This is a genomic window from Streptomyces tropicalis (assembly GCF_029269835.1).
GTDB classification, from domain to species: domain Bacteria; phylum Actinomycetota; class Actinomycetes; order Streptomycetales; family Streptomycetaceae; genus Streptomyces; species Streptomyces tropicalis.
Genome location: NZ_JARJBB010000001.1, coordinates 571930 through 597816, shown reverse-complemented (window position 1 = coordinate 597816; position 25887 = coordinate 571930). Strand labels below are relative to the sequence as shown.

Annotated in this window: 22 protein-coding genes and 2 tRNA genes; 18 read left to right on the top strand and 6 right to left on the bottom strand. The window is 70.6% G+C overall.

What is annotated here, in order from left to right; genetic code table 11:
• The first annotated feature begins 199 nt into the window (after window positions 1-199).
• Both P3H78_RS02660 and P3H78_RS02655 read left to right on the top strand, forming a co-directional pair.
• Window positions 200-685 carry a ribose-5-phosphate isomerase gene (locus tag P3H78_RS02660; protein WP_276107067.1) on the top strand — a complete coding sequence of 162 codons (486 nt, stop codon included), beginning with the start codon at window positions 200-202 and terminating at the stop codon, window positions 683-685.
• Between the two features lie 70 nt (window positions 686-755).
• Complete coding sequence (locus P3H78_RS02655; RefSeq protein ID WP_276107066.1) at window positions 756-1568, top strand: Fpg/Nei family DNA glycosylase; 813 nt, start codon at window positions 756-758, stop codon at window positions 1566-1568.
• A gap of 82 nt (window positions 1569-1650) precedes the next feature.
• On the opposite strand, the gene P3H78_RS02650 is transcribed toward P3H78_RS02655, so the two are convergent.
• Window positions 1651-2889 carry a GNAT family N-acetyltransferase gene (locus P3H78_RS02650; protein WP_276107065.1) on the bottom strand — a complete coding sequence of 413 codons (1239 nt, stop codon included), beginning with the start codon at window positions 2887-2889 and terminating at the stop codon, window positions 1651-1653.
• A gap of 162 nt (window positions 2890-3051) precedes the next feature.
• Here P3H78_RS02650 and P3H78_RS02645 point away from each other — a divergent pair, with 162 nt between their 5' ends.
• Together P3H78_RS02645 and P3H78_RS02640 are read left to right on the top strand one after the other, a co-directional pair.
• A complete protein-coding gene (locus P3H78_RS02645) occupies window positions 3052-4233 on the top strand; it encodes a PP2C family protein-serine/threonine phosphatase (protein WP_276107064.1) in 1182 nt (393 codons plus the stop codon).
• 97 nt (window positions 4234-4330) lie between these two features.
• Window positions 4331-4822, top strand: coding sequence for an HD domain-containing protein (locus tag P3H78_RS02640; protein ID WP_276107063.1), 492 nt, complete (start codon window positions 4331-4333; stop codon window positions 4820-4822).
• Here P3H78_RS02640 and P3H78_RS02635 read toward each other — a convergent pair.
• Window positions 4812-5915: an acyltransferase family protein gene (locus P3H78_RS02635; RefSeq protein WP_438827895.1), complete on the bottom strand. Its 1104-nt coding sequence runs from the start codon at window positions 5913-5915 to the stop codon at window positions 4812-4814. The genes P3H78_RS02640 and P3H78_RS02635 overlap by 11 nt on opposite strands.
• Window positions 5916-6477: 562 nt before the next feature.
• On the opposite strand from P3H78_RS02635, the gene P3H78_RS02630 reads away from it, so the two are divergent.
• A complete protein-coding gene (locus tag P3H78_RS02630) occupies window positions 6478-6672 on the top strand; it encodes a hypothetical protein (RefSeq protein WP_276107061.1) in 195 nt (64 codons plus the stop codon).
• 369 nt (window positions 6673-7041) lie between these two features.
• On the opposite strand, the gene nicT is transcribed toward P3H78_RS02630, so the two are convergent.
• A complete protein-coding gene (gene nicT / locus P3H78_RS02625; protein ID WP_313884378.1) occupies window positions 7042-8121 on the bottom strand; it encodes a Nickel transporter NicT in 1080 nt (359 codons plus the stop codon).
• 466 nt (window positions 8122-8587) lie between these two features.
• Here nicT and P3H78_RS02620 point away from each other — a divergent pair, with 466 nt between their 5' ends.
• Window positions 8588-9196 carry a superoxide dismutase gene (locus P3H78_RS02620; RefSeq protein ID WP_276107334.1) on the top strand — a complete coding sequence of 203 codons (609 nt, stop codon included), beginning with the start codon at window positions 8588-8590 and terminating at the stop codon, window positions 9194-9196.
• A 446-nt stretch (window positions 9197-9642) separates the two neighbouring features.
• Here the strand turns inward: P3H78_RS02620 and P3H78_RS02615 are convergent, their stop codons facing one another.
• Both P3H78_RS02615 and P3H78_RS02610 read right to left on the bottom strand, forming a co-directional pair.
• Window positions 9643-10734 (bottom strand): alcohol dehydrogenase family protein, encoded by a 1092-nt coding sequence (locus P3H78_RS02615; RefSeq protein ID WP_276107059.1) that lies wholly within the window; start codon window positions 10732-10734, stop codon window positions 9643-9645.
• 458 nt (window positions 10735-11192) lie between these two features.
• A tRNA-Gly gene (locus tag P3H78_RS02610) sits at window positions 11193-11266 on the bottom strand.
• 197 nt (window positions 11267-11463) lie between these two features.
• Here P3H78_RS02610 and P3H78_RS02605 point away from each other — a divergent pair.
• The 5 genes from P3H78_RS02605 to clpX all read left to right on the top strand — a co-directional run bounded on the left by P3H78_RS02605 (window position 11464) and on the right by clpX (window position 16355).
• A tRNA-Pro gene (locus tag P3H78_RS02605) sits at window positions 11464-11540 on the top strand.
• A gap of 179 nt (window positions 11541-11719) precedes the next feature.
• Complete coding sequence (tig, locus tag P3H78_RS02600) at window positions 11720-13123, top strand: trigger factor (protein ID WP_276107058.1); 1404 nt, start codon at window positions 11720-11722, stop codon at window positions 13121-13123.
• A gap of 290 nt (window positions 13124-13413) precedes the next feature.
• Window positions 13414-14019 (top strand): ATP-dependent Clp protease proteolytic subunit, encoded by a 606-nt coding sequence (locus P3H78_RS02595; protein WP_276107333.1) that lies wholly within the window; start codon window positions 13414-13416, stop codon window positions 14017-14019.
• A gap of 169 nt (window positions 14020-14188) precedes the next feature.
• Window positions 14189-14869 (top strand): ATP-dependent Clp protease proteolytic subunit, encoded by a 681-nt coding sequence (locus P3H78_RS02590; protein WP_276107057.1) that lies wholly within the window; start codon window positions 14189-14191, stop codon window positions 14867-14869.
• Window positions 14870-15068: 199 nt separating this feature from the next.
• On the top strand, window positions 15069-16355 hold the full coding sequence (gene clpX, locus P3H78_RS02585) for an ATP-dependent Clp protease ATP-binding subunit ClpX (protein ID WP_276107056.1): 1287 nt from the start codon (window positions 15069-15071) through the stop codon (window positions 16353-16355).
• 76 nt (window positions 16356-16431) lie between these two features.
• Here clpX and P3H78_RS02580 read toward each other — a convergent pair whose 3' ends face one another.
• On the bottom strand, window positions 16432-17433 hold the full coding sequence (locus tag P3H78_RS02580) for a hypothetical protein (RefSeq protein ID WP_276107055.1): 1002 nt from the start codon (window positions 17431-17433) through the stop codon (window positions 16432-16434).
• A 136-nt stretch (window positions 17434-17569) separates the two neighbouring features.
• Between P3H78_RS02580 and P3H78_RS02575 the strand changes: the two genes are divergently transcribed.
• From P3H78_RS02575 to mreD, 7 genes are all read left to right on the top strand, one after another.
• Complete coding sequence (locus tag P3H78_RS02575; protein ID WP_276107054.1) at window positions 17570-20194, top strand: valine--tRNA ligase; 2625 nt, start codon at window positions 17570-17572, stop codon at window positions 20192-20194.
• A gap of 178 nt (window positions 20195-20372) precedes the next feature.
• Window positions 20373-21830, top strand: coding sequence for a bifunctional tetrahydrofolate synthase/dihydrofolate synthase (gene folC, locus P3H78_RS02570; RefSeq protein ID WP_438827900.1), 1458 nt, complete (start codon window positions 20373-20375; stop codon window positions 21828-21830).
• Between the two features lie 6 nt (window positions 21831-21836).
• Window positions 21837-22202, top strand: coding sequence for a DUF4233 domain-containing protein (locus P3H78_RS02565; protein WP_276107052.1), 366 nt, complete (start codon window positions 21837-21839; stop codon window positions 22200-22202).
• Between the two features lie 64 nt (window positions 22203-22266).
• Window positions 22267-22680: a nucleoside-diphosphate kinase gene (ndk, locus tag P3H78_RS02560; RefSeq protein WP_276107051.1), complete on the top strand. Its 414-nt coding sequence runs from the start codon at window positions 22267-22269 to the stop codon at window positions 22678-22680.
• A 288-nt stretch (window positions 22681-22968) separates the two neighbouring features.
• Window positions 22969-23988 carry a rod shape-determining protein gene (locus tag P3H78_RS02555; RefSeq protein ID WP_276107332.1) on the top strand — a complete coding sequence of 340 codons (1020 nt, stop codon included), beginning with the start codon at window positions 22969-22971 and terminating at the stop codon, window positions 23986-23988.
• A gap of 159 nt (window positions 23989-24147) precedes the next feature.
• Window positions 24148-25086: a rod shape-determining protein MreC gene (gene mreC, locus P3H78_RS02550; RefSeq protein ID WP_276107050.1), complete on the top strand. Its 939-nt coding sequence runs from the start codon at window positions 24148-24150 to the stop codon at window positions 25084-25086.
• Between the two features lie 14 nt (window positions 25087-25100).
• A complete protein-coding gene (gene mreD / locus P3H78_RS02545) occupies window positions 25101-25772 on the top strand; it encodes a rod shape-determining protein MreD (RefSeq protein ID WP_276107049.1) in 672 nt (223 codons plus the stop codon).
• Window positions 25773-25887 lie beyond the last annotated feature (115 nt).

Genomic DNA, 25887 nt, shown 5'->3' with positions numbered 1-25887 from the left:
CCGGGTGAGCGGTTTCCCGTACGAGCGGCGTACGAGTTGGTCCAGTGAATCTGAGGCAACTCAATTCGTGAACCTTCGAAATCCAATCGTTACTTGAGGTTTCCTTGAGGTTTGTAATGTGGCTCACATTTCTTCGAGTGTTGTGATAAGGCGTCGCCCTGAGGCGGCCACCCCCGAACCGCCGTGACACACTCGGACCATGCGCGTGTATCTCGGCTCGGACCATGCCGGCTTCGAACTCAAGAACCACCTCGTCGAGTGGCTCAGGGAAGCGGGCCACGAGCCCGTCGACTGCGGACCGCACATCTACGACGCCCAGGACGACTACCCGCCCTTCTGCCTGCGCGCAGCGGAGCGCACGGCCGCGGACGCCGACGCCCTCGGCATCGTGATCGGCGGCTCAGGCAACGGCGAGCAGATCGCGGCGAACAAGGTCGAGGGAGTGCGTGCCGCTCTCGCCTGGAGCGAGGAGACCGCCTCGCTCGGCCGGCAGCACAACGACGCCAACGTCGTGGCGGTCGGCGCCCGCATGCACACGCAGGAGGAGGCGACGAAGTTCGTCGAGACCTTCCTCGCCACGCCCTTCTCCGGCGACGAGCGGCACATCCGCCGCATCGACATGCTCTCGGCCTACGAGACGACGGGCGACCTCCCGCCGATCCCGGCCCACCACCCGCAGCAGTAGGCACGCCCGCGGCCGGGCCCCGGCACGGGCCGCCGCCCGGCCGGGCCCCCGCCCGGAAAGGACACCGCACGTGCCGGAAGGGCACACCATCCACCGGCTGGCCCAGGACTGCGCGGCCCGCTTCGCCGGTGGCGGCCCCCTCGCCGTCCGCAGCCCGCAGGGCAGGTTCGCCGACGCCGCGGCCCTGCTCGACGGCAGTCCCCTGCGCACCGCCGAGGCCCACGGCAAGCACCTCTTCCTCGGCTTCCGCGACGGCGAATGGATCCACATCCACCTCGGCCTCTTCGGCAAGGTCGCCTTCGGCGCCGCCCCCGCACCGCCGCCCACCGACACGGTCCGCCTGCGCCTGGCCGACACCGCCTCCTACGTCGACCTGCGCGGTCCCACCAGCTGCGCCCTGATCACCGGGGCGGAGAAGGACGCCGTGCACGCCCGGCTCGGCCCCGACCCACTGCGCCCGGACGCCGACCCGGCCACCGCCTACGCCCGCGTCCGACGCAGCCGTACGACGATCGCCGCGCTCCTCATGGACCAGAAGGTGATCGCCGGCGTCGGAAACGTCTACCGCGCCGAGGTCCTCTTCCGGCACGGCATCGACCCCTACCGCTCGGGCCGCGACATCACCCCCGCCGAGTGGGACGCGATGTGGGGCGACCTCGTGGACCTGATGCGCGAGGGCGTCCGCACCAACCGCATCGACACCGTCCGCCCCGAGCACACCCCCGAGGCGACGGGCCGCCCGCCGCGCGTCGACGACCACGGCGGCGAGGTGTACGTCTACCGGCGCGCCGACCGGCCCTGCCACCTGTGCGGCAGCCAGGTCCGCACCGCCGGACTGGCCGCCCGCAACCTCTTCTGGTGCCCGACCTGCCAGCACGCCTGACCCGCGGCCGCCGGGCCCCCGGGGGCTCACCGGCTCCCGGGGGCGAGCCCTCCCGGGAGCCCGGCAGGGCCCTCGCCGGCGCCTAGAACCCGTGCGGCAGCCACGGCGCCACCGCCGAGCCGAACGCCACCGACGCCTCCGCCAGCGCGCCCTCCCGCAGCTCCCGCACCCGCCCCGCGGCCCCCAGCCCGGCCAGCGGCACGCCACCGAGATAGACCGAACCCAACTCCCGTACGGACAGGGCGAGGTCCGCCGGGTCCGCGGTCCGCTCGCAGGACGCCCCCTTGGCGTCCCCGGACAGCCGCCAACGCCCCGTGTTCCAGGGGCAGAAGGCGTCCTGCACCTCGAACACCACGTCCACCGGCGTCTGGTAGGTGCGCGCCGCGAGCGCCGCACCCACGTCGACCGGGCGCAGGTACAGCGCGTCCTGCAGCCGGAGCCGGCAGCGCCGCACGTCCGACACCAGGTACTGCCACGCGTCGTCCACCGGGCGGGCCCGCACGCTCAGCGTCGACGTCAGGTCGATGCCGAACAGGAAGCGCCACAGCGCCGCCCCGGACGCCGCGTCCAGCGCCGCGAGGTCGCTCAGCACCACCGTGCCCTCGGCGCTCCCCTCCTCCCAGGAGGGCCTGACCCGGAACCGCGCGTACCCGACGGTCACACCGTCCCGCTCGGCCACCACGCACTGCAGCGGCGACGCCCCGCGGCGTCGGCGCTCCGAGTCCAGCAGCGCCGCCCGCTCCCAGCCCGGCCCCCGGGCCAGCATGCCGGGCCGTCCGGCCACGGTCCGCGCGTACACCGCCTCGCAGGCGTCCAGCACGGCCTCGGGCGCCGCGTACCGCAGCCGTACGGCGTCGGTGCCGGGCGGCACGGACAGCGCGACCCGGGCGGTGTCGATCTCCGCGCCGAGGCCGATCGCCGCCACGCCGTACCCGAACCGGCCGTAGATGGCGGGCTCCGAGGCGGTCAGCGCCGCCAGCGGCTCGCCCAGGGCGCGCACGTCCTCCAGCTGGCGCCGCATCATCGACGTCAGCACCCCGCGCCGCCGGTGCGTCGCGGACACGCTCACCATGGTCACGCCCGCCGTCGGCACCAGGGCCCCGCCCGGCACGGTCATCCGGAAGCTGAACGCCCCCGCCGTGCCGACCAGCTCGTCCCCGTCCCAGGCGCCGAGCGAACGGCCGAACTCGGTGCGCGACCGGTCAAGTTCCCGTTCCTGCGGAGACGGCCCCTCCCCGAAGGCGCGCACCAGGTGCTCCCACCACTCGTCCCACTGCTCGGGGCGGAGCACTTTCAGCTCGGTCGTCAGGTCGGTCGCCATGCGTCATGCCTATCAAGGCATTCGGAGAGCGGCGAACGAATTTCCCCCGGGGGGCAGCGCGGCGGCTTTCTGTGAAGTTCACTGTGAATTCGAGCCTCGGACGGGGGACAAGTGGGACCTCCCGTGCCAGGCGCCCGGTCCGATGGATAGGGTCCCGAACTGATGGCAGCAGGACGAGCGCGGCGCGCGGAGGCCGACACGTTCACGGCCCGGTGGAAGAAGCAGTGGCACCGGGCCCGGGTCGGCGTGCGCAGAGCCGCGGTCGACTACTTCCGCGGCAACGGCTCGGACTGGGTGGCGCTCGGCGGCCTGCTGATCACCATCCCGGTCATCGCGGCCCTCACCCTCGCCGACCCCGTCTGGATCTCGCCGGTCGCCCTGGTCCTGCCCATCGTCGCTGGCGGCCTGCTGCTGCGCCCCGCGAGCCTCCTCGGCCTGTACGCCGCCGGAGCCACCGCCCTCATCGTGGAGTCGGTGCGCCTCGGCCCGTACACCGACGGCCCCTCCCGGGTCACCCCCGGCGTGGTGCTGGTGGTCGCCGCGTGCGGCTTCTTCGGGCTGCTGATCGCGCAGTTCCGCAGTCGGGTCGGCGTGCCCTGGCGGCGCGGCGGCACCATGCTGTTCGACCTGCGCGAACGCATCCGGGTGCAGAGCAAGCTGCCCGACCTGCCCGGCGGCTGGCACCACGAGATGGCGCTGCGCCCGGCCGGCGGCCAGTCCTTCTCCGGCGACTTCGTGGTCGCCGCCCGCACCAACGGCGGCCGCACCCTGGAGGTCGTCCTCACCGACGTCTCCGGCAAGGGCATGGACGCCGGATCCCGGGCGCTGCTGCTGTCCGGGGCGTTCGGCGGCCTGCTGGGCAGCCTGCCCCCGCACGCGTTCCTGCCGGCGGCCAACGGCTACCTGCTGCGCCAGGACTGGGACGAGGGCTTCGCCACCTCGATCCACCTCGTGCTGGACCTGGACTCCGGCGACTACGAGCTGTACTCCGCGGGCCACCCGCCGGGCCTCCAGCTCAGCGCGGGCAGCGGCCGCTGGGAGGAGAAGACGGCCGAGGGGCCCCTCCTCGGCGTCTACGACGGCGCCCAGTTCGACCCCGTCAAGGGCACCCTGCGCCCCGGCGACGTGCTGATGCTCTTCACCGACGGCCTGGTGGAGACGTCGGACCGGGACATCGTGGAGGGCATCGACCGCCTCACCGGCGAGGCCGACCGCTACGTCGCCGGAGGGTTCCACGGCGCCGCCTGGCACCTGATCGAGGCCGTCGCCAAGGACGTCAACGACGACCGGGCCCTGCTGCTGATCTGCCGCGAGGGCCCGACGGCGCAGTCCCTGCCGCACTGACCCGCCGGCGCCCGCCCGGCCCCGCCCGCCTCCCACGGCCCGGACCGTTGCGCCCCGGCACTGCCCCGCCGCGTCCCGGCCCGGCACACTGGGGGCCATGAACGACACGCGCCGCCCGCTCACCCCGGCCGAGGCCGAGACCGTCGCCCGCGCCGCCCACGCGGGGCAGACCGACAAGGCGGGACGTCCCTACGCCGAGCACTTGGCAGCCGTCGCCGAGGGGGTGCGCGCCCGCGGCGGCGACCCGGACCAGATCGCCGCGGCCTGGCTGCACGACGCCGTCGAGGACGACGCCCTCTCCGCCGCCTGGCTGCGCGAGGCGCCGCTGAGCCGCCGCGCCGAGGACATCGTGCTGGCCGTCACCAAGCGGGCGGGGGAGGAGCCCCGGGACTACGCACGGCGCATCCTCGCCACCCCCGGCGCGCTCCTCGTGAAGGAGGCGGACCTGGCGCACAACGCCGACCCGGCCCGCCTCGCGGTCCTCGACGAGCCCACCCGGACCCGGCTGACCGACAAGTACGCCCGCATGCGCGCCCTCCTCGGCCTCGCCGGGCAGGACGCGGACCCGGGCGTAACAGCTACGCGCTGACCTTCTCCCGCGGCCTCTGCTCCGCCTTCCGGCGCTCGCGGGCCAGGGCGGCCGCGTCCTGCTTGAAGGCCCACTCCATCCTCGGCTCCATCGCCCACCGGAACATGCGCTGCACCGGCTTCGTGCAGAGCACGGTGACGACCGCGCCCGCGAGGAGGGTCACGAGGATCTCGCCGAGCGGGTGGTGCAGCCAGGCGTGGTCGAACCAGCCCCGGTAGTCGGCGGCCTTCACGAGGAAGCCGTGCAGCAGATAGCCGTAGAGGGTGCCCGCGCCCAGGGACGTGAACCACATCCGGCGCCCGGGGACCCAGGAGAAGAAGCAGGCGGTCAGCACCAGCGAGCAGCCGAAGAGCGCCAGCACCATCACCGGACCGCACCACCACGGCGCCCCCAGCTCCTGCGCGGAGTCGCGGTGGAAGAACCAGGCGGAGTTCATCCGGGGCACCGCCCACCAGCCGACGGCCAGCGCCGCCGCGAACACCGGCACCGCCACGATCCGCACCGAGCGCCGGCGCACCAGCCGGAAGTGCTCCTGCTTCAGGCACAGCCCCAGCACGAAGTACGGCAGGAACTGCAGGACGCGCTGGAGGTCGAGGTCGTCACCGATGTTCGGGGACACCGAGGCCAGCATCGCGAGCGCGAGGGCCAGCGGCAGCGGATGGCGGACCAGCTTCCAGATCGGGGTGGTGAGCCGCCAGATGAACAGCGCGCACAGGAACCAGGTCAGGTACCAGGGGTCGAGGAGGCTGATCTCCTGGTGCGGGGCGTGGTCGATGACGCGCTTGAAGAGCGGGTACGCGGTCTCGAAGAGGACGTAGGGGACGGCGACACCGGTGATGAGCCGCTTGAGCCGGTCCGGGCGCATGTCGAAGCTGCGGGAGAAGAACCCGGAGATGACGATGAACGCCGGCATGTGGAAGGCGTAGACGACCGTGTAGACGGCCTCGAGGATCCGGCTGTCCGCCTTGAGGGGCTCCCACGAATGCCCCATCGCCACCAGCACGATGGCCAGGTACTTGGCGTTGTCGAAGAACGCGTCACGCTGCTTGCCCGGCGTGCCGCTCTGCTCCGCGGGCTTGCGGGGGCTCGGCACGCCCGGAGCCGGCGACTGTGCCGGGGGGAGCGGCGCTCTGTTCTGGCCGGGGGACGAGGCAGCGTGGAACATCTGAGGCACCCTAGCGTTGTCCGTGGGATTCCGTAAAACCCCCGACGTCCCTCCTACTTATTGGGAGCGGCTACCCGGGATTTGGCGAAGGAGACGTGTCCGCCGGCGTGACGGCGGACACAGGATGTGTGTCGTTTGTGTGCATCCCCCTGATCCCCAATGTCCTGATTCTTCCTGACTAATTGGTGCATAGGGCCGTGTCTGCGGGAACAATTCGAATTACCTGCGCACGTGATGAGTGGATACGGAAACCATGGCTCTGAAATTCCTGCGCGGGCGACTGCTCGAATTGCCGTGCCAGGGACGGCGGATGCGGTCCGCGGGCCGGGTCCGCCGGGCCTGCGCGGCACCCCCGCGCCACGGCCGGGACCGATGTTGCGTCAGCGGCCGCATACGCAGGGCAGGTTGGTGGCACGATGGTTCTGGCGGAGGCGTGCGGGGCTGGCGCCGCCGGGCCGGGAGAGCGGACCGACCGAAGGTGTGATCAGTTGTGGCCATTTCACTGTCCGTGGTGCTGCTTTTGGCGATCATCCTGGTGGTGTTGCTCCGCGGGGGATCGATCAAGGCCGGGCCGGCCATCGTGGCCATGCTCTTCGGCTTCTTCCTCGCCTCCACCGGTATGGCCCCGTCGATCAGCCGCTTCCTCCACTCGATAGCGGACACGATCAACTCGATCAGCTTCTAGGGCCGGGGGCCCGCGCGTCCCGCCGGGGCGTCCGGGGCCCGGGACGCGCGTCTCCTGCCGGTCGCGCGGATGAAACGCGTCGGGGCCGGGCCGGAGGCGATCCTCCGGCCCGGCCCCGGGCCGTGCAGAGCGGGCGACGGGAATCGAACCCGCGTAGCCAGTTTGGAAGATCGCGTATGCGGGTGCGCGCTGAGCTGGCGAGACGGTGACCTGCGCGTTCCTGGGACGCTGCCCGCCGTTCCCCGCCGGTCGCCGCCCGGTCGGGCACGCAAGGGGCACGGTGCCTGCCAGGGTTAGGGGCACGGTGCCTGCCAGGGCTATTCGTAGATCCGAGCGGCTGTCCTTGGCGAGGGGGCCCGAGGAGCTGTGTCAGTGTCGGTCTGCCTGCGCTTCGGCCGGGCGCAGCCCCTCGCTCCACTTCTCCTCGATGCGTCCGAACTTCCAGACCGCCAGGGCGACGGCCCAGGTGGCGAAGAAGAGCCCGACGATGACGAAGCCGATCATGTTCAGGTCGAGACCGGAGATCCAGTCCCAGAAGGCGCCGTGCAGGTCGAGCTTCTCGGCGAGCAGGCCGAGCAGTTCGACGGTGCCGATGATGAGGGCCACGGCGACGGACAGGCCGGTGATGGTGAGGTTGTAGTAGACCTTGCGGACGGGCTTGGAGAAGGCCCAGCCGTAGGCGAAGTTCATGAACGAGCCGTCGATGGTGTCCAGCAGGGACATGCCGGCAGCGAAGAGGACCGGCAGGCACAGGATCGCGTACCAGGGAAGGCCGGAGGCGGCACCGGATCCGGCGAGTACCAGCAGGGCGATCTCGGTGGCGGTGTCGAAGCCGAGGCCGAACAGGAGGCCGAGCGGGTACATCTGCCAGGGCTTGTTGATCGACTTCATCACGCGGCCGAGGAGGCGGTTCATGAAGCCGCGCTTGTTCAGCTGCTCCTCCAGGGCGGCCTCGTCGAAGTGGCCGGAGCGCATCTGCCGGAAGACCTTCCAGATCCCGGCCAGGATGACGATGTTGATGATGGCGATGACGTAGAGGAACGTGCCGGAGACGGTGGTGCCGATGAGGCCGGTGACGTTGTGCAGCTCCGAGTTGTCGTTCTTCACCGGCGAGGCGAGGGTCTTGATGCCCAGCGAGAGCAGGAAGGCCAGTCCGAAGACGATGCTGGAGTGGCCCAGGGAGAACCAGAAGCCGACCGACAGTGGGCGTTGGCCGTCTTCCATGAGCTTCCGCGTCGTGTTGTCGATCGCGGCGATGTGGTCGGCGTCGAAGGCATGCCGCATGCCCAGGGTGTAGGCGGTCACGCCGATGCCGATGCCGAAGCTCTTGGTGCCCAGGCTGTAGTGCTCCGGGGCGACGATCGCCACCAGGGTGAACCAGCCGATGACATGCAGTGCGATGACGAAGGCGGCCATACCTGCGGCGCGGCCCCACTCGGCGCGGCTCATGGCGGCGAATATGCGCTGCCGACTGGTCCGGGGGGCATCGGCGGTTGGGGGCGCGGCAGTCATGGGCCTTCTTCCTTGGTTCGCGGGCGCCACACAACCTAGACGCCCCTCGGACGTAGTTGCAACAAAGACGCATTAATGCCCGAGGGGTGCAGAGTCGCCTTGCGCAGGGGCAGGCCTTGGAGCCTCTGCGCGCTGGAGAACGCTCGCGACGCCGCCGGCAGGCACGACCGTGAGCTGCGAAGGGCGCGTCACCCGTCGGGGATGAGTCGCGCGGGGCCGGCCAGGTCCGGCGGACGCCGGCTGAGAAGACGATCACCTCTCGGGAAGGACTGCACCACCGAAAGCTGACGGGCCGACCCCGCTGCAGACAATGTTGCTGCACTGCTCAGGTTGTTGCAAGTTCTTCGCAATAGAGCCGTAGGCTGTCTCAGGACGATCAACCCACTTGAAGGAGACGCGCCAGATGGGCACCTACGCGCTTCCCGACCTGCCCTACGACTACTCAGCGCTCGCTCCGGCCATCACGCCGGAGATCCTGGAGCTGCACCACGCCAAGCACCACGCCGCCTACGTCAAGGGAGCCAACGACACGCTGGAGCAGATCGCGGAGATCCGCGACCAGGACCAGATCACCCCCACTGGCCTCGTCGGGCTGGAGAAGACCTTCGCCTTCAACGTCTCCGGGCACGTCCTGCACTCGATCTTCTGGCAGAACCTCTCCCCGGACGGCGGCGACCGCCCCGGCGGAACCCTGGGCGCCGCGATCGACGAGCACCTGGGCGGCTTCGAAGCGTTCAAGAAGCAGCTCACCGTGGCCACCACGTCCGTGCAGGGCTCGGGCTGGGGCGTGCTCGCCTGGGAACCCTTGGGCAAGCGGCTCATCGTGGAGCAGGTCTACGACCACCACGGCAACGTCGGCCACGGCAGCACCCCACTGCTCGTCTTCGATGCCTGGGAGCACGCCTACTACCTGCAGTACAAGAACGTCCGACCGGACTACGTGACCAAGCTCTGGGACCTGGTCAACTGGGAAGACGTCGCCGCCCGCTACGCCGCGGTCGCCGGCGCCTGACCCGCGTCGTCATGCCCTGATCAGGGATTCGGGGAGTTCGGCTCTCCCGTTGAAGCAGCGTTGCCTGTGCTGCGGCCTCCTCACCGCGGCACAGGCAACCCCCTCCACCCACCACTGGCCCCAGCTCCCATCCCGTCCGCTGTCGACCCGCACACCAGAGATGGCCCGAACCGGGTGTCGCGGCGTGCCCCTCGATGCGAAGTATGGGCACGGTGGTCGCTGAGGGCTGCTGGGCACGTCGAACGGCCGCTTGGGGTTGCCAGCGGTCGGGAGTGGTTGTGGTGGTTGCCGTACTTCCCTGCTGTACAGGGCTCGCGCCCAACGGCCGTGTGGACCGCGCCGCGGCTGACGCAGTGGTCGCGGGCGAGGGCCGCGACCGAGCGGCCTTCCATGTATGCGGTGCGGACGGACCGGTCCGCTCGGGCAGCCGGAGCCAAGGATTCGGGTCAGGGGACGACGATCAGCTTTCCTACATGCCGACGCCGGGCGAGTTGTTCCTGGGCCTCGCGTACCTCCCTGAGCGGGAAGGTTGCCGCGACGACCGGTCTGACGTCGCCACGTCGGGCAATCTCCACCAGGTGGTCGAAGATCTGCGGCGTGTGCATGGTTGAGCCCACCAGCGAGAGATTGGCGAGGTAGAGGCGCCGGACGTCGATGTTGACAGCCCAGCCGTCGAGGGCGCCGGCAACGACCCAGCGTCCCCCGGCCCTCAGCAGTCCGAGGCCGGGGCCGAGGACGGCGCCGGCAACGACGTCGATAACGGCGTCGTATCCCTCCGGTGCGGCCGCCGCCGCGTCGGCGAGCACCTCATCCCGTCGCCTGTCCACCACAGCGTCCGCACCAGCGCTACGGACGGCCTCTCCCTTGTCACCGCTGCACACTGCGACGACCCGGGCCCCACGGGAGTGGGCCAGCTGGACCGCAGCCAGGCCGACACCGCCCGAGGCGCCGGTGACGAGGACGGTGTGGCCCTCCGAGACGGACCCGCGGTCGAGCATGCCCAGGGCGGTGCCATAGGCGATGGGGAGGGCGGCCAGTTCCACGTCCGTAAGGGGCGACCCGTCGACGGAGTGGGCGCGTGCGCTCGGCACCACGACGTACTCGGCGAAACCCCCGTTCCGCTCGCTCCCGAGCACGTCGGCCGGGCGCGCGTCCGGTCCCGGGCCGTCGTACTCGGCCGGGTCCACCAGCACCCGCGTCCCGATCAGTCCGGTGGCTGCCCCATCACCGGAGGCCACCACCGTGCCGGCCACGTCGGCTCCCTGGATGCGTGGGAAGTCGAGCGGACCGAGCCATCCCGTCCTGACGTCCGGGTCCTCCGCTGCCCCGTAGGAGCCTTCGCGGGTCCACAGATCGGTGTTGTTGCAACCTGCCGCGTGTACCCGCACCAGCACCTCGCCCGGCCTCGGGCGGGGCACGGGCACCTCGCGCTCCTCGATCACATCGAGGTCTCCGTGGCCGGTGATGACGACGGCCCGCATGGTGCGGGGAAGGGGCGGTGACACAAGTCCGAACGCTGGCGGGGAGGTCGGTGACATGGAGAAAGGGTCTCATGTGGCCCCGTTTACCCCTTGATCACCGGCCCGGGGATGTTCCCCGAGACCGGTCTGGTCTCCGACCATGAGCATGAGCGCTGAGCACCTGGGTGTGCCTGAGCTCCTGGCCAACGAACATCAACACTCCACCTCCCCAGCTTCCATCCCGTCCGCCGTCGACCCACACACCGTGGAGCGGGCGTTGCCCGCCAGGGGCCGTAACGGGCTCAGCTCTGCGAGCGCCCACTCCCGGCTGCTGGAGGTCGTACTCCGCCGTCAGAACGCGCCCAGGCCCCATGAAGTCGCGGGCGTACTCGGTGATCTGTCCGTGCTGGTCCCAGTAGTGACTGGCCATGCTGAGGGCAGGTAGGGGCACGCGGGGGACGCAGGACTGAACGGAGCCCCGGGAAGCAATCAGGGCCAGGCGGAGGAACTAGCCTCCGACCTGGCCCTGATGCATGTGGAGCGGGCGACGGGAATCGAACCCGCGTAGCCAGTTTGGAAGACTGGGGCTCTACCATTGAGCTACGCCCGCACACTCGTGCCGAAGATCGCGTGATCGCGGCACAGAAGGCATCGTAGCGGGTCGCACGCGGTCGTCGCACACCGCTTCACGCGGACCCGCCCGGATCGGGCCGTCGCGCCGGTCGAGTGCTCCGACGCGCCCCGGGGGCCGCCGGTGGTCGGGCGGCCGTTCCGTCGGCGGGCATGTACCCTACGTGTCGCACCTGACGGGGTGTGGCGCAGCTTGGTAGCGCGTCCGCTTTGGGAGCGGAAGGCCGTGGGTTCAAATCCCGCCACCCCGACCATCCGCCGGTCCCCGGCCCGCACCACCCCGTGTGATCGCCTTTTGGGGCGCTGACCGCCTGCGGTTACTATGCAAGCTGCACGCCCGTGTCTGATTCCCTGAAGTCCTCCGGGCGGCGAATCCGCCGGACCTCTCTGGCTCCGGCAGAAACCCAGCAGTCAGCCACAAGGAGACCGAACCGTGAAGAGCGCCGTGGAGACCCTGAACCCGACCCGGGTTCGGCTCACTGTCGAGGTGCCCTTCGAGGAGCTCAAGGACAGCCTCGACGCGGCGTACAAGAAGATCAACCAGCAGGTCACGGTCAAGGGCTTCCGCAAGGGCAAGATCCCCGCGCGCGTCATCGACCAGCGGTTCGGCCGCGGTGCCGTCCTGGAGGAGGCCGTCAACGACGCGCTTCCGAAGTTCTACACCGAGGCGGTCAACGAGGCCGAGCTGAGCCCGCTGGGCCAGCCCGAGGTCGACATCACCGAGCTGAAGGACGGCGAGACGCTGAACTTCACCGCCGAGGTCGACATCCGCCCGGCCGTGGAGATCCCGGACTACTCCGGCATCGAGGTCGAGGTCGACGCCATCGAGGTCACCGACGAGGACGTCGACAAGGCGGTCGAGCAGCTCCGCGAGCGCTTCGCCTCGACCAGCCCGGTCGAGCGCGCCGCCGAGGACGACGACGTCGTCACCATCGACCTGGAGGCCAAGGTCGACGGCGAGGTCCTCGAGGACGGCGTCGCCGCCGGCGTCTCCTACACCATCGGCTCCGGTGAGCTGCTCGACGGCATCGACGACGCCGTCAAGGGCCTGTCCGCGGGTGAGGAGGCCACCTTCGCCTCCGAGCTGAAGGGCGGCTCGGCGGCCGGCAAGGAGGCCGAGGTCACCGTCAAGGTCACCCAGGTCGCCGCGCGCGAACTGCCCGAGCTGGACGACGACTTCGCGCAGCTCGCCTCCGAGTTCGACACGCTGGAGGAGCTCCGTGCCGACAGCCGCAAGCGGCTGGCCGACATGAAGCAGTACGACCAGGCCACCCAGGCCCAGGAGCGTGTCCTGGACAAGCTGCTCGAGCTGGTCGAGGTCCCGGTCCCCGAGAAGCTGCTCGAGGACGAGATCAACACCCGCAAGCACAACCTCGAGCACCACCAGCTCGGCCAGATGGGCCTGACCCTCGACAAGTACCTGGAGATCCAGGGCAAGACCGCCGAGGAGTTCGACACCGAGACCCGCGACGCCGCGGTCAAGGGCATCAAGACCCAGTTCGTGCTGGACGAGCTGGTCAGCAAGGAGAAGCTCAACGTCAGCCAGGAGGAGCTCACCGAGCACCTCATGCGCCGCGCCGCCTCCTCCGGCATGTCCCCCGACGAGTTCGCCCAGGCCGTCGTGCAACAGAACCAGGTTCCGCTGCTGGTCGGCGAGGTCGCCCGCGGCAAGGCCCTGGCCGTCGTGGTCGAGGCCGCGACCGTGAAGGACACCAACGGCGAGATCGTCGACCTGGACGACGAGGACGAGGCTGCCGAGGCTGCCGAGGCTGCCGAGGCTGCCGACACGACCGAAGCCGCCACCGAGGGTGAGGGCGAGGAGAAGGCCGAGGCCTGATTCCCGCGCGCCCACGGCAGACGCACGACGGGCCCCGGAACGCGACACGCGTTCCGGGGCCCGTCGCCGTATCCGGTACGGCCATGTCGTCGGGCATGCGCTGACAGCGAACAGTCGCAGAACCGGGATGGCACCCGCCTGCCTGCGCGTTAGGGTCCATGAATACGAGGGCAGGGGAGTCCCCGAAAGCCGCCGCGCACGGCGGCGCGCCAGGGACCCGCGCCCCGGCAGAACACGTGAGACGGCCCGGCGCCGTCGTAAGACGAGCAGGTGGATACGTGACGAATCTGATGCCCTCCGCCGCCGGCGAGCCCTCCATCGGTGGTGGCCTCGGCGACCAGGTCTACAACCGGCTGCTCGGCGAGCGGATCATCTTCCTCGGCCAGCCGGTCGACGACGACATCGCGAACAAGATCACCGCACAGCTGCTGCTCCTTGCCGCGGACCCCGACAAGGACATCTTCCTGTACATCAACAGCCCCGGTGGTTCGATCACCGCCGGCATGGCGATCTACGACACCATGCAGTACATCAAGAACGACGTGGTGACCATCGCCATGGGCCTGGCGGCCTCGATGGGGCAGTTCCTGCTCAGCGCGGGCACCCCCGGCAAGCGCTTCGCGCTGCCGAACGCCGAGATCCTGATCCACCAGCCCTCCGCCGGCCTGGCCGGCTCGGCCTCGGACATCAAGATCCACGCCGAGCGGCTGCTGCACACCAAGAAGCGCATGGCCGAGCTGACCTCCTTCCACACCGGCCAGTCGGTCGAGCAGATCACCCGCGACTCGGACCGCGACCGCTGGTTCGACGCCCACGAGGCCAAGGACTACGGCCTCATCGACGACGTCATCACCTCGGCCGCCGGCATCCCGGGCGGCGGTGGCACGGGGGCCTGAGCCGCTCCCACGGGGCCCGCGGCCCCGTGACCCCGCCGGACGCCGGTGCGCCCGGCGGGAGCCCCGCGGACCACCGGCGGCCCCACCGGGCCCACCCGGTCCCCGCGGGGGCGCAAGCGCCCCGGCCCGCCCACCGGCCGACCGCCCAGCCCTTCTCCAGGAGACACTCGTGAACGACTTCCCCGGCAGCGGCCTCTACGACCGCACGCGCGCCGAGTACACCGGCCCCTCGGCCGAGTCCCGCTACGTGATCCCGCGCTTCGTGGAGCGCACCTCGCAGGGCGTGCGCGAGTACGACCCGTACGCGAAGCTCTTCGAGGAGCGCGTGATCTTCCTCGGCGTCCAGATCGACGACGCCTCCGCCAACGACGTGATGGCGCAGCTGCTGTGCCTGGAGTCGATGGACCCCGACCGCGACATCTCGGTCTACATCAACAGCCCCGGCGGCTCCTTCACCGCTCTGACGGCCATCTACGACACGATGCAGTTCGTCAAGCCGGACATCCAGACGGTGTGCATGGGCCAGGCGGCCTCCGCCGCGGCTGTGCTGCTGGCGGCCGGCACCAAGGGCAAGCGCATGGCCCTGCCGAACGCCCGTGTGCTGATCCACCAGCCCTACAGCGAGACCGGCCGCGGCCAGGTCTCCGACCTGGAGATCGCCGCCAACGAGATCCTCCGCATGCGCTCGCAGCTGGAGGAGATGCTCGCGCGGCACTCCAACACCTCGCTGGAGAAGATCCGTGAGGACATCGAGCGCGACAAGATCCTCACGGCCGAGGAGGCCCTGGAGTACGGCCTCATCGACCAGATCGTCTCCACCCGCAAGATGAACAACGCCGACGTGCGCTGACGCGCAGTGGGCATACCCCCTGCTCACGGAGGCCGGGGGAGTGTCGTCTGCCGCCCTTGGCACGGTTTGCCACACTGCGCGTCGCAGTGAACCGCGCCAAGGGGGGCCCGAACCAGGGGCCCGGCAAGGTACCGTCGAGATAAGGCAGCACCAGGAGCCGCTGGACCTAGGCGTCTCCCAGGCGAAGGGGAAGCACACCGTGGCACGCATCGGTGACGGCGGCGATCTGCTCAAGTGCTCGTTCTGCGGCAAGAGCCAGAAGCAGGTCAAGAAGCTCATCGCAGGGCCCGGTGTGTACATCTGCGACGAGTGCATCGACCTGTGCAACGAGATCATCGAGGAGGAGCTCGCCGAGACCAGCGAGGTGCGCTGGGAGGAGCTCCCCAAGCCCCGCGAGATCTACGAGTTCCTCGACGGGTACGTCGTCGGCCAGGAGGCCGCGAAGAAGGCCCTGTCCGTCGCGGTGTACAACCACTACAAGCGGGTCCAGGCCGGCGAGAACGGCGGGGCGCAGGGCCGCGACGACGGCATCGAGCTCGCCAAGTCGAACATCCTGCTCCTCGGGCCGACCGGCTCGGGCAAGACGCTCCTCGCCCAGACCCTCGCCCGCATGCTGAACGTCCCGTTCGCCATCGCCGACGCCACCGCGCTGACCGAGGCGGGGTACGTCGGCGAGGACGTCGAGAACATCCTGCTGAAGCTGATCCAGGCCGCCGACTACGACGTCAAGAAGGCCGAGACCGGCATCATCTACATCGACGAGATCGACAAGGTCGCCCGCAAGAGTGAAAACCCGTCGATCACCCGCGACGTCTCCGGCGAGGGCGTGCAGCAGGCCCTGCTGAAGATCCTCGAGGGCACCACGGCCTCGGTCCCGCCGCAGGGCGGCCGCAAGCACCCGCACCAGGAGTTCATCCAGATCGACACGACGAACGTCCTGTTCATCGTGGGCGGCGCCTTCGCGGGCCTGGAGAAGATCATCGAGTCGCGGGCCGGCGCGAAGGGCATCGGCTTCGGCGCGACGATCCGCTCCAAGCGGGAGATGGAGTCCAAGGACCTCTTCGAGGAGGTCATGCCGGAGGACCTGGTGAAGTTCGGGATGATCCCCGAGTTCATCGGCCGTCTGCCGGTCATCACCTCGGTCCACAACCTCGACCGCGAGGCCCTGCTGAAGATCCTGGTGGAGCCGCGCAACGCGCTGATGAAGCAGTACCAGCGCCTCTTCGAACTCGACGGTGTGGAGTTGGACTTCGAACGCGAGGCCCTGGAGGCCATCGCCGACCAGGCCATCCTCCGCCAGACCGGCGCCCGCGGTCTGCGCGCCATCATGGAGGAGGTCCTGATGTCGGTGATGTACGAGGTGCCCTCCCGCAAGGACGTGGCCCGCGTCGTCATCACCGCCGACGTCGTCCACTCCAACGTCAACCCGACCCTGATCCCCCGCGACGCCCGCGGCCGCGGTCCCGGCGAGCAGAAGACGGCCTGACGCCGGACGTCCGGCGGACACACGCCGAAGGGGCCCCGGTCGCGAGTCGACCGGGGCCCCTTCGGCGTGTCGGCGGTCAGGCCTTGACGCGGACCTCCGCACGGAGCCGGGTGGTGATGTCGGCGGCGGTGTCCTTCGGCACGTCGGCCGTGTTGTCGCCGGGGGACACCATCCCGATCGTGCTGTGGTCGGCCCAGGCGCAGAACCAGTCGGACTGCTGCTTCTTGGAGAGCTGGTTGGTGCCGCGCGCCTCCTGGCACTTCATGACCGCGCCGTCCATGTCGACCGACTCGGGCTCGCCGACCAGCTCGCTCTTCGGGGTGGAGCTGCTGCCCGAGGAGGAGTTGTTCTTCTCGAAGCTCTTCCTGATGCTCGCGAAGAACGCGTCCAGCGAGGCCTCGGGGTCGGAGATCTTGCCGTACGCGCCGACCAGCTGCAGGCCCTTGGCGGTGAGGAGCTGGGTCTGGCTGGGAGCGGTGGAGGGGTCGCTCGGGTTGTAGTGGCTGAAGTCGGCCGTGGAGTAGACGCCGAAGACGGCCGTGCCGTTCTGGACCCCGCTCTTCTCCAGGTCCTTGACGGTGGAGGAGTCGCTGCTGGTCCCGCCGTCCTTGGTGACCCTGTTGTAGTCGCCGAGCGCCTTCGCCGGCGTCGTCAGCTTGTGCGGGCCGTCGTCGCTGAGGCCGGAACCGCCGCCGACCACGAAGTACGCGCCGACCGCGATCGCCGCCACGACGGCCACACCGCCGATGATCAGTCCGGCCTTCTTCTTGCCGCCGCCCGGGGCCGGCGGCTGCGGGGCGCCGTAGGGCTGCTGGCCGTAGGGCTGCTGGCCGTACGGGGCCTGCTGGCCGTAGGCGTTCGGCTGCGGCGGGACTCCCTGCGGGGCCTGCTGGGGGTAGCCGTAGCCGGGCTGGGACGGCGGGGGAGGGGTCTGGGGGTAGCCGTAGCCGGGCTGCGGGGCCTGCGGCGGCTGGCCGTAGGGACCCGGCTGGCCGTACGGGCCCGGCTGCCCCGGCTGACCGTACGGCCCCGGCTGCTGGGGCCGGCCGTCGTACGGGCCCGGCTGGTTGTTGCTCATTTCTGGGTTCCCCTCCAGAGTTTTACGTGTTCCCGACATCCTGACGCAGCGGGCGGGGGCTCACGGCATCGGGGGGCGCACCGTTACAGAACAAACGCGTTTCGGGGCAGCGCGGTGGCACCCCTAAACTGACCCCGTGACCGAGAACGCTCAGCAGCAGCCACCAGCGCCCGACTCCGAACTGCCGACCCAGTACGCGCCGGCCGACGTAGAGGGGCCGCTGTACGAGCGCTGGGTAGAGCGCGGTTACTTCGAGGCGGACGCGAAGAGCGACAAGCCGGCGTACACCGTCGTCATCCCCCCGCCCAACGTCACGGGCAGCCTGCACCTCGGGCACGCCTTCGAGCACACCCTCATCGACGCCCTCACCCGCCGCAAGCGCATGCAGGGCCACGAGACGCTGTGGCAGCCCGGCATGGACCACGCCGGCATCGCCACGCAGAACGTGGTCGAGCGCGAGCTGGCCAAGGAGGGCAAGTCCCGCCACGACCTGGGCCGGGAGGCCTTCGTCGAGCGCGTGTGGCAGTGGAAGGCCGAGTCCGGCGGCCAGATCAGCGGCCAGATGCGGCGCCTGGGCGACGGCGTCGCCTGGTCCCGTGAGCGCTTCACCATGGACGACGGCCTGTCCCAGGCCGTCCAGACCATCTTCAAGCGGCTCTACGACGACGAGCTGATCTACCGCGCCGAGCGCATCATCAACTGGTGCCCGCGCTGCCTGACCGCCATCTCGGACATCGAGGTGGAGTATCAGGACGACGACGGCGAGCTCGTCTCCATGCGCTACGGCGACGGGGACGACTCCATCGTCGTGGCCACCACCCGCGCCGAGACGATGCTCGGCGACACCGCCGTGGCCGTCCACCCCGACGACGAGCGCTACCGGCACCTGATCGGCAAGCTCATCACGCTGCCGCTGACGGACCGTTCCATCCCGGTCGTCGCGGACGCCCACGTCGACCCGGAGTTCGGCACCGGCGCGGTCAAGGTCACCCCGGCGCACGACCCGAACGACTTCGAGATCGGCCGCCGCCACGGCCTGCCCTCCATCACGGTCCTGGACGAGCACGCCGTCATCGTCACGCACGGCCCCTTCCAGGGCCTGGACCGCTTCGAGGCCCGCTCGGCCATCGTCGCCGCGCTGCGCGCCGAGGGCCGGATCGTCGCCGAGAAGCGCCCCTACAGCCACTCCGTCGGCCACTGCTCGCGCTGCAAGACCACGGTCGAGCCGCGGCTGTCCATGCAGTGGTGGGTGAAGGTCGGCCCGCTCGCCGAGGCCGCGGGCGACGCGGTCCGCGACGGCAAGGTCAAGATCCATCCGCAGGAGATGGAGAAGCGGTACTTCGACTGGGTCGACAACCTCCACGACTGGTGCATCTCGCGGCAGTTGTGGTGGGGCCACCGCATCCCCGTCTGGTACGGGCCGGACGGCGAGGTCGTCTGCGTCGGTCCCGACGAGGAGCCCCCCACCGGCGAGGGCTGGCGCCAGGACACCGACGTCCTCGACACCTGGTTCTCCTCCGGCCTGTGGCCCTTCTCCACCCTCGGCTGGCCCGAGCAGACCGAATCGCTCGCGAAGTTCTACCCGAACTCCGTCCTGGTCACCGGCTACGACATCCTCTTCTTCTGGGTCGCCCGGATGATGATGTTCGGCCTGTACGCGATGGACGGCACCCCGCCGTTCCACACCATCGCCCTGCACGGCATGGTCCGCGACCAGTTCGGCAAGAAGATGTCGAAGTCCTTCGGCAACGCGGTCAACCCGCTGGACTGGATGGACAAGTACGGCTCCGACGCCCTGCGCTTCACCCTCGCCCGCGGCGCCAACCCGGGCGTCGACGTCCCGATCGGCGAGGACTGGGTCCAGGGCTCGCGCAACTTCGCCAACAAGATCTGGAACGCCACCCGCTTCGCGCTGATGAACGGCGCCACCGTCGAGGGCCCGCTGCCGGACGCCTCGCGGATGTCGCCGACGGACCGCTGGATCCTGTCCCGGCTCAACTCCGTCGTGGCCGAGGTCGACGCCCTCTACGACGACTTCCAGTTCGCCAAGCTCTCCGACGCCCTCTTCCACTTCGCGTGGGACGAGGTCTTCGACTGGTACGTCGAGCTGTCCAAGACGACGTTCCAGGCGGGCGGCGAGGCGGCCGAGGTCAGCAAGCGCGTCCTCGGCGAGGTCCTCGACGTCACGCTGCGGCTGCTCCACCCGGTGGTCCCCTTCGTCACGGAGACCCTGTGGACCACGCTCACGGGCGGCGAGTCGGTCGTCGTCGCCGCCTGGCCCGCCGACTCCGGCTTCCGCGACGCGGCCGCCGAGCGGGAGATCGAGGCCCTGCAGTCCGTGATCACCGAGGTCCGCCGGTTCCGCGCCGACCAGGGCCTCCAGCCGGGCCAGCGCGTCCCGGCCCGGCTGACCCTGGACGGCACCGCGCTCGCCGCGCACGAGGCGGCCATCCGCCAGCTGCTGCGCCTGCAGCCGGAGGGCGAGGACTTCGCCCCGACGGCGACCCTGCCGATCGCGGGCGCCGAGGTCGCGCTGGACCTGTCCGGCACGATCGACGTGGCCGCGGAGCGCAAGCGCCTGGCCAAGGACCTGGCCGCCGCCGAGAAGGAGAAGGCGCAGGCCACGGCCAAGCTGGGCAACGAGGCGTTCCTCGCCAAGGCCCCGGACAACGTGGTGGACAAGATCCGCACCCGGCTGGCCAAGGCCGAGGCGGACATGGCCCGCATCCAGGCGCAGCTGGAGAAGCTGCCGCAGGCGTAGCACCCGCGGCCCGGGGCGGCACCCCGCGGCCCCGCACGCACGCAGTCGAAGGCCCCCGGAGTTCCCGCTCCGGGGGCCTTCGCCCACGTCTGTCACCGGGGCTCCGTAGACTGGCCCCGTGAGCGACCTCCCCCCGCACGACGACGAGCAGCCCGACCCCCTCGACCCCTTCGACGAGATGATCGCGGCGGAGACCGACCGCGACCCGGATCTCGCGGTGATCGAGGCCGGCAGCCGCACCCTGCGCACCCAGGGCGGCCCGCCGTCCGCCGACGTGCCGGCGCGGCCGGAGGACCCCGAGGTCGACCGTGCCCTGCGCGAGGTCGAGGCGGAGCTGGCCGGCCGCTGGGGCGAGACCAAGCTGGAGCCCTCGGTCAGCCGCATCGCCGCGCTGATGGACGTGCTGGGCGAGCCGCAGCGGTCGTACCCCTCGATCCACATCACCGGCACCAACGGCAAGACCTCCACCGCCCGCATGATCGAGGCCCTGCTCGGCGCCTTCGAGCTGCGCACCGGCCGCTACACCTCGCCGCACGTGCAGTCCATCACCGAGCGGATCAGCCTGGACGGCGCCCCGATCTCCGCCGAGCGCTTCATCGAGACGTACGAGGACGTCAAGCCGTACGTGGAGATGGTCGACGCGGCGCAGGAGTACCGGCTGTCCTTCTTCGAGGTGCTGACCGGCATGGCCTACGCGGCCTTCGCGGACGCGCCGGTCGACGTGGCCGTCGTCGAGGTCGGCATGGGCGGCAGCTGGGACGCCACCAACGTGATCGACGGCGACGTCGCCGTGGTGACCCCCATCGACCTGGACCACACCGACCGCCTCGGCTCCACCCCCGGCGAGATCGCCACCGAGAAGGCCGGCATCGTCAAGCAGGGCGCCACGGTGATCATGGCGCAGCAGCCGGTGGACGCCGCCCAGGTGCTCCTGAAGAAGGCCGTGGACGTCGACGCCACCGTCGCCCGCGAGGGCCTGGAGTTCGGCGTCGCCGCCCGCCAGGTGGCCGTCGGCGGCCAGCTGCTCACCCTGCGCGGCCTCGGCGGCGAGTACCCGGACCTCTACCTGCCGCTGCACGGCGCCCACCAGGCACACAACGCGGCCGTCGCGCTCGCCGCCGTCGAGGCGTTCTTCGGGGTGGGCGCCCAGCGTGCCGAGCCGCTGGACGTGGAGACCGTGCGCAAGGCCTTCGCCGCCGTGGCCTCGCCGGGCCGGCTGGAGATCGTCCGCCGCTCGCCCACCGTCGTCCTGGACGCCGCGCACAATCCCGCGGGCGCCCGGGTGACGGCCGAGGCGATCGGCGAGGCGTTCCAGTTCAGCCGCCTGATCGGCGTCGTCGGCGCCAGCGCCGACAAGAACGTGCGCGGGCTGCTGGAGGCCTTCGAGCCCGTCTTCGCCGAGATCGTCGTCACCCAGAACTCCACCCCCCGTGCGATGGACGCGGACGAGCTGGCCGCGCTCGCCGTCGAGGTCTTCGGCGAGGACCGGGTCCAGGTCGAGCCGCGGCTGCCCGACGCGCTGGAGGCCGCGATCACGCTGGCCGAGGAGGAGGGCGAGTTCTCCGGCGGCGGTGTGCTCGTGACCGGCTCCGTCATCACCGTCGGTGAGGCCCGACTGCTCCTGGGGAGGGGCTGACTTCTCGTGCGTACGCTGTGTTCCTCGACCCTGATCGGCGAGTTCTTCGTCATCGGCTTCGCCGCGCTGGTCGCGATGAAGGACCCCACGCTGTCCTCGGCGACCGTGTGGACGGTCAGCGGTGTCGCCATGCTGCTGTGCGTGCTGCTGTGCGGGGTGATCAGCCGCCCCGGCGGTGTCGTCCTCGGCTGGGCGCTGCAGATCGCGCTGATCGCTTCCGGCGTGGTCGTCCCGATGATGTACTTCATGGGTGCCGTCTTCGCGGCGCTGTGGTGGGCGTCGGTGCACTTCGGCCGCAAGGTCGACGAGGCCAAGGCCCGGTTCGCGGCCCAGGCCGCCGAGGCCGGCTCCTCCCGGGCTGACGCTGCGTGACAGCGGCGGGGACACGCCCTGTAACCTCGTGCCACCGCACACCTGCCAGGAATAGGAGTTCCCCGTGAGCCAGCGCACCCTCGTCCTGCTCAAGCCCGACGCCGTCCGTCGTGGCCTGACCGGCGAGATCATCAGCCGCATCGAGCGCAAGGCGGGCTGGCGGATCACCGCGCTGGAGCTGCGCACCCTGGACCAGGACACGCTGGAGCAGCACTACGGCGAGCACAAGGGCAAGCCCTTCTACGAGCCGCTGGTGGAGTTCATGTCCTCCGGCCCGGTGGTGGCCCTGATCGTCGAGGGCGAGCGGGTCGTCGAGGGCGTCCGGGCGCTGGCCGGCCCGACCGACCCGATCGCTGCGGCGCCGGGCTCGATCCGCGGCGACTTCGGCGTCATCGTCCGGGAGAACCTGATCCACGCGTCGGACTCCGAGGAGTCCGCCGAGCGCGAGGTGAAGATCTTCTTCCCCGGCCGCGCCTGATTCTTCACTGACGCCGCGTCAGGAGTTCACCGTTCCTGACCTGGGGCGGCCGTGACAAATCGGCCGCCCTGTGGCATATGCGTGCCGATCGGGGGAACGCGTGCCCCCGATGGCCCGTCTCCAGAAGCGAGGCAGTACGCCATCTGCTGACAATGGCGGAGACCCTCGCGCAGTGTTCGTGCAGGCGCGTCTACGATGGAAGCCTTCACGTCACAGCACCCACCTCGCCGTCCTGAAAAGCCCTTGCAAGCTCCCGGGAAGGCCAGACGAATCCTGATGGGGAACTCAATGTCGTTCATCGGCCGTGACATGGCTGTCGACCTCGGGACCGCCAACACGCTGGTGTACGTCAGGGGTCGCGGGATCGTACTCAACGAGCCGTCCGTCGTCGCGATCAACACGAACACCGGTGGCATCCTCGCGGTCGGTGCCGAAGCCAAGAAGATGATCGGGCGCACCCCCGGCAACATCGTCGCCGTCCGCCCGCTCAAGGACGGCGTCATCGCCGACTTCGAGATCACCGAGCGGATGCTCCGCTACTTCATCCTGAAGATCCACAAGCGGCGGTATCTGGCGCGCCCCCGGGTCGTCGTCTGCGTGCCCTCCGGTATCACCGGTGTCGAGCGCCGTGCCGTCATCGAGGCCTCGTCGCAGGCCGGCGCCCGTCAGGTGCACATCATCGAGGAGCCCATGGCCGCGGCCATCGGCTCCGGCCTGCCGGTCCACGAGGCCACGGGCAACATGGTGGTGGACATCGGCGGCGGCACCACGGAGGTCGCGGTCATCTCCCTCGGCGGCATCGTCACCGCGCAGTCCATCCGCGTCGCGGGCGACGAGCTGGACAACGCGATCATCCAGCACGTCAAGAAGGAGTACTCGCTCCTGCTGGGTGAGCGCACGGCCGAGCAGATCAAGATCACGATCGGTTCGGCGTACGAGCTCGACTCCGACGAGCACACCGAAATCCGCGGCCGGGACCTGGTCTCCGGCCTGCCCAAGACCGTCGTCATCTCGGCCGCCGAGGTCCGCAGGGCGATCGAGGAACCGGTCAACGCGATCGTCGACGCCGTCAAGACCACCCTCGACAAGTGCCCGCCGGAGCTGTCCGGCGACATCATGGACCGCGGAATCGTTCTGACCGGCGGCGGAGCGCTGCTGCGCGGTCTGGACGAGCGGCTGCGCCGGGAGACCGGCATGCCGATCCACATCGCGGAGGACCCGCTCGACAGCGTGGCCCTCGGCTCCGGCAAGTGCGTCGAGGAGTTCGAGGCGCTCCAGCAGGTCCTCGACGCCCAGCCGCGCAGATGACGTGACCCTTCGATTCCGCCGTACGAGACGATCTCCCCTCGTGCGGCGGATCGTTGGTATAGAGGCACAAGCTCCCCCAAACGGGCCCCAGGGTGGGCGTTTTCGGCGTCGTCCCGGGGGCCATCCCGATTCCAACGAGGAAGGGCACGGCCGCCGCACGTGAGGGACACGAAAGAGAGCCGGCTGCTCCTGGTGCTGCTGATCGCGATCGCGTTCGCGCTGATCACGGTCGACATCCGGGGCGGGGAGAACTCGCCGGTCGACGGGGCGCGGCAGGCCGCCGCCACCGTCTTCGGCCCGATCGAGAACGGCGTGTCGGCCGCGGTGAACCCGGTCGGCAACGCGGTCTCCGCCGTCCGGGCCTCCGGTGAGCGGCACGACCGGCTCGCCCAGCTCGAGAAGCAGAACGCGGCCCTCAAGGCCAAGCTGGGCAGCGACGAGCGCAACCACAGCCGCCTCAAGCAGCTCGACTCGATGCTCAAGCTGGCCGGCAACGGCCAGTACGGCATCAAGGGCGCCCAGGTCATCGCCATAGGAGCGGCCCAGGGCTTCTCCTGGACCATCACCATCGACGCCGGCGCCAGCGACGGCATCCGGCGCGACATGACCGTCGTCAACGGCGACGGCCTGGTCGGACGGGTCACCACCGTCGGCCCCGACTCCTCCACCGTGCTGCTCGCCAACGACCCCGACTTCACCGTCGGCACCCGCATCGAGGGCAGCGACGAGCTCGGCTTCGCCTCCGGACAGGGCGACCGCCCGCTGCGCGTCCAGCTGCTCGACGCCAAGGCGGACGTGAAGAAGGGCGACCGCCTGGTCACCTTCGGCTCCGAGGGCGACAAGCCCTTCGTGCCCGGCGTGCCCGTCGGCATCGTCTCCCGCATCGACCCCTCGGGCGGCGACCTCACCCGCACCGTCTACGTCACCCCCTTCGTCGGCTTCAGCAGGCTCGACGTCGTCGGCGTCGTCGTGCAGGCCCCGAAGAAGGACCCCCGCGACGAGGTGCTCCCGCCGAAGCCCAGGCCGACCCCGACGCCGACGGTGACCGTCACGGTCACCCCGTCCGCCGACGCGACCGCCACCGACCAGCAGCAGTAGGAGCTCGAAGTCCCATGCGCCTCAACCGGATCCTGCTCTCCTCCGCGCTGGTCCTGGTCGCCCTGGTGATCCAGGTGAGCGTGCTGTCCCGGCTGCACCTGCCCGGGGCCGTCCCCGACCTGCTGCTGCTCACCGTGCTCGGCCTCGCGATGGTCTACGGCCACGTCGGCGGCGCCCTCGTCGGCTTCGGCGCCGGACTCCTCGCCGACCTCGCCCCGCCCGCCGACCACGCCGCCGGCCGCTACGCCCTCGTGCTCTGCGTCGTCGGCTACCTCGCCGGCCTCATCAAGCCGGAGAACGGCCAGGTCAGATCCGCGAGCGGCCCCATGGCCACGGTGGTCGGCGCGGCCATCGGCTCCACCCTGCTGTACGCGGGCGTCGGCGCCCTCGTCGGCGACACCGCCGCCCGCCACGTCGGCCTCGGCGGCCTGCTCTTCACGGCTGTCCTGTACGACCTGCTGCTCGCCCCGTTCGTCGTCCCCGCCATCATGGCGCTGGCCCGCCGCGCGGAGCACGACCCGCTCTCCGAGACGTCCGCCGCGAAGAAGGGCACAGACATCTCCGCCGGCTGGCTCTCCTCCGGCACCGGACTGCGCATCGGCGGCCAGCGCAACGGGCTGCGGGTCAAGGCCGCCCGGGCCCGCACCGCCCGCGCCGGACGCATCAAGGGGGTCAGGAGACTGTGACCGCACGGCACCGGGCCGCCCGCCGGCCTCACAGCTTCGTCGGATATGACTCGTACCCGCAGCCAGAGGGGGAGGCGGCCGCAGTGACGAGCGCCTCCCCGTCTCCCACCACCAC

Coding starts and splice junctions, on each gene's coding strand:
- P3H78_RS02580 (WP_276107055.1), bottom strand. CDS start 17,433: ATGAGCAACAACCAGCCGGGCCCGTACGACGGCCGGCCCCAGCAGCCG.
- P3H78_RS02660 (WP_276107067.1), top strand. CDS start 200: ATGCGCGTGTATCTCGGCTCGGACCATGCCGGCTTCGAACTCAAGAAC.
- P3H78_RS02555 (WP_276107332.1), top strand. CDS start 22,969: ATGTCGTTCATCGGCCGTGACATGGCTGTCGACCTCGGGACCGCCAAC.
- P3H78_RS02595 (WP_276107333.1), top strand. CDS start 13,414: ATGCCCTCCGCCGCCGGCGAGCCCTCCATCGGTGGTGGCCTCGGCGAC.
- P3H78_RS02640 (WP_276107063.1), top strand. CDS start 4,331: ATGAACGACACGCGCCGCCCGCTCACCCCGGCCGAGGCCGAGACCGTC.
- P3H78_RS02650 (WP_276107065.1), bottom strand. CDS start 2,889: ATGGCGACCGACCTGACGACCGAGCTGAAAGTGCTCCGCCCCGAGCAG.
- P3H78_RS02615 (WP_276107059.1), bottom strand. CDS start 10,734: ATGTCACCGACCTCCCCGCCAGCGTTCGGACTTGTGTCACCGCCCCTT.
- P3H78_RS02645 (WP_276107064.1), top strand. CDS start 3,052: ATGGCAGCAGGACGAGCGCGGCGCGCGGAGGCCGACACGTTCACGGCC.
- P3H78_RS02620 (WP_276107334.1), top strand. CDS start 8,588: ATGGGCACCTACGCGCTTCCCGACCTGCCCTACGACTACTCAGCGCTC.
- mreD (WP_276107049.1), top strand. CDS start 25,101: ATGCGCCTCAACCGGATCCTGCTCTCCTCCGCGCTGGTCCTGGTCGCC.
- folC (WP_438827900.1), top strand. CDS start 20,373: ATGATCGCGGCGGAGACCGACCGCGACCCGGATCTCGCGGTGATCGAG.
- nicT (WP_313884378.1), bottom strand. CDS start 8,121: ATGAGCCGCGCCGAGTGGGGCCGCGCCGCAGGTATGGCCGCCTTCGTC.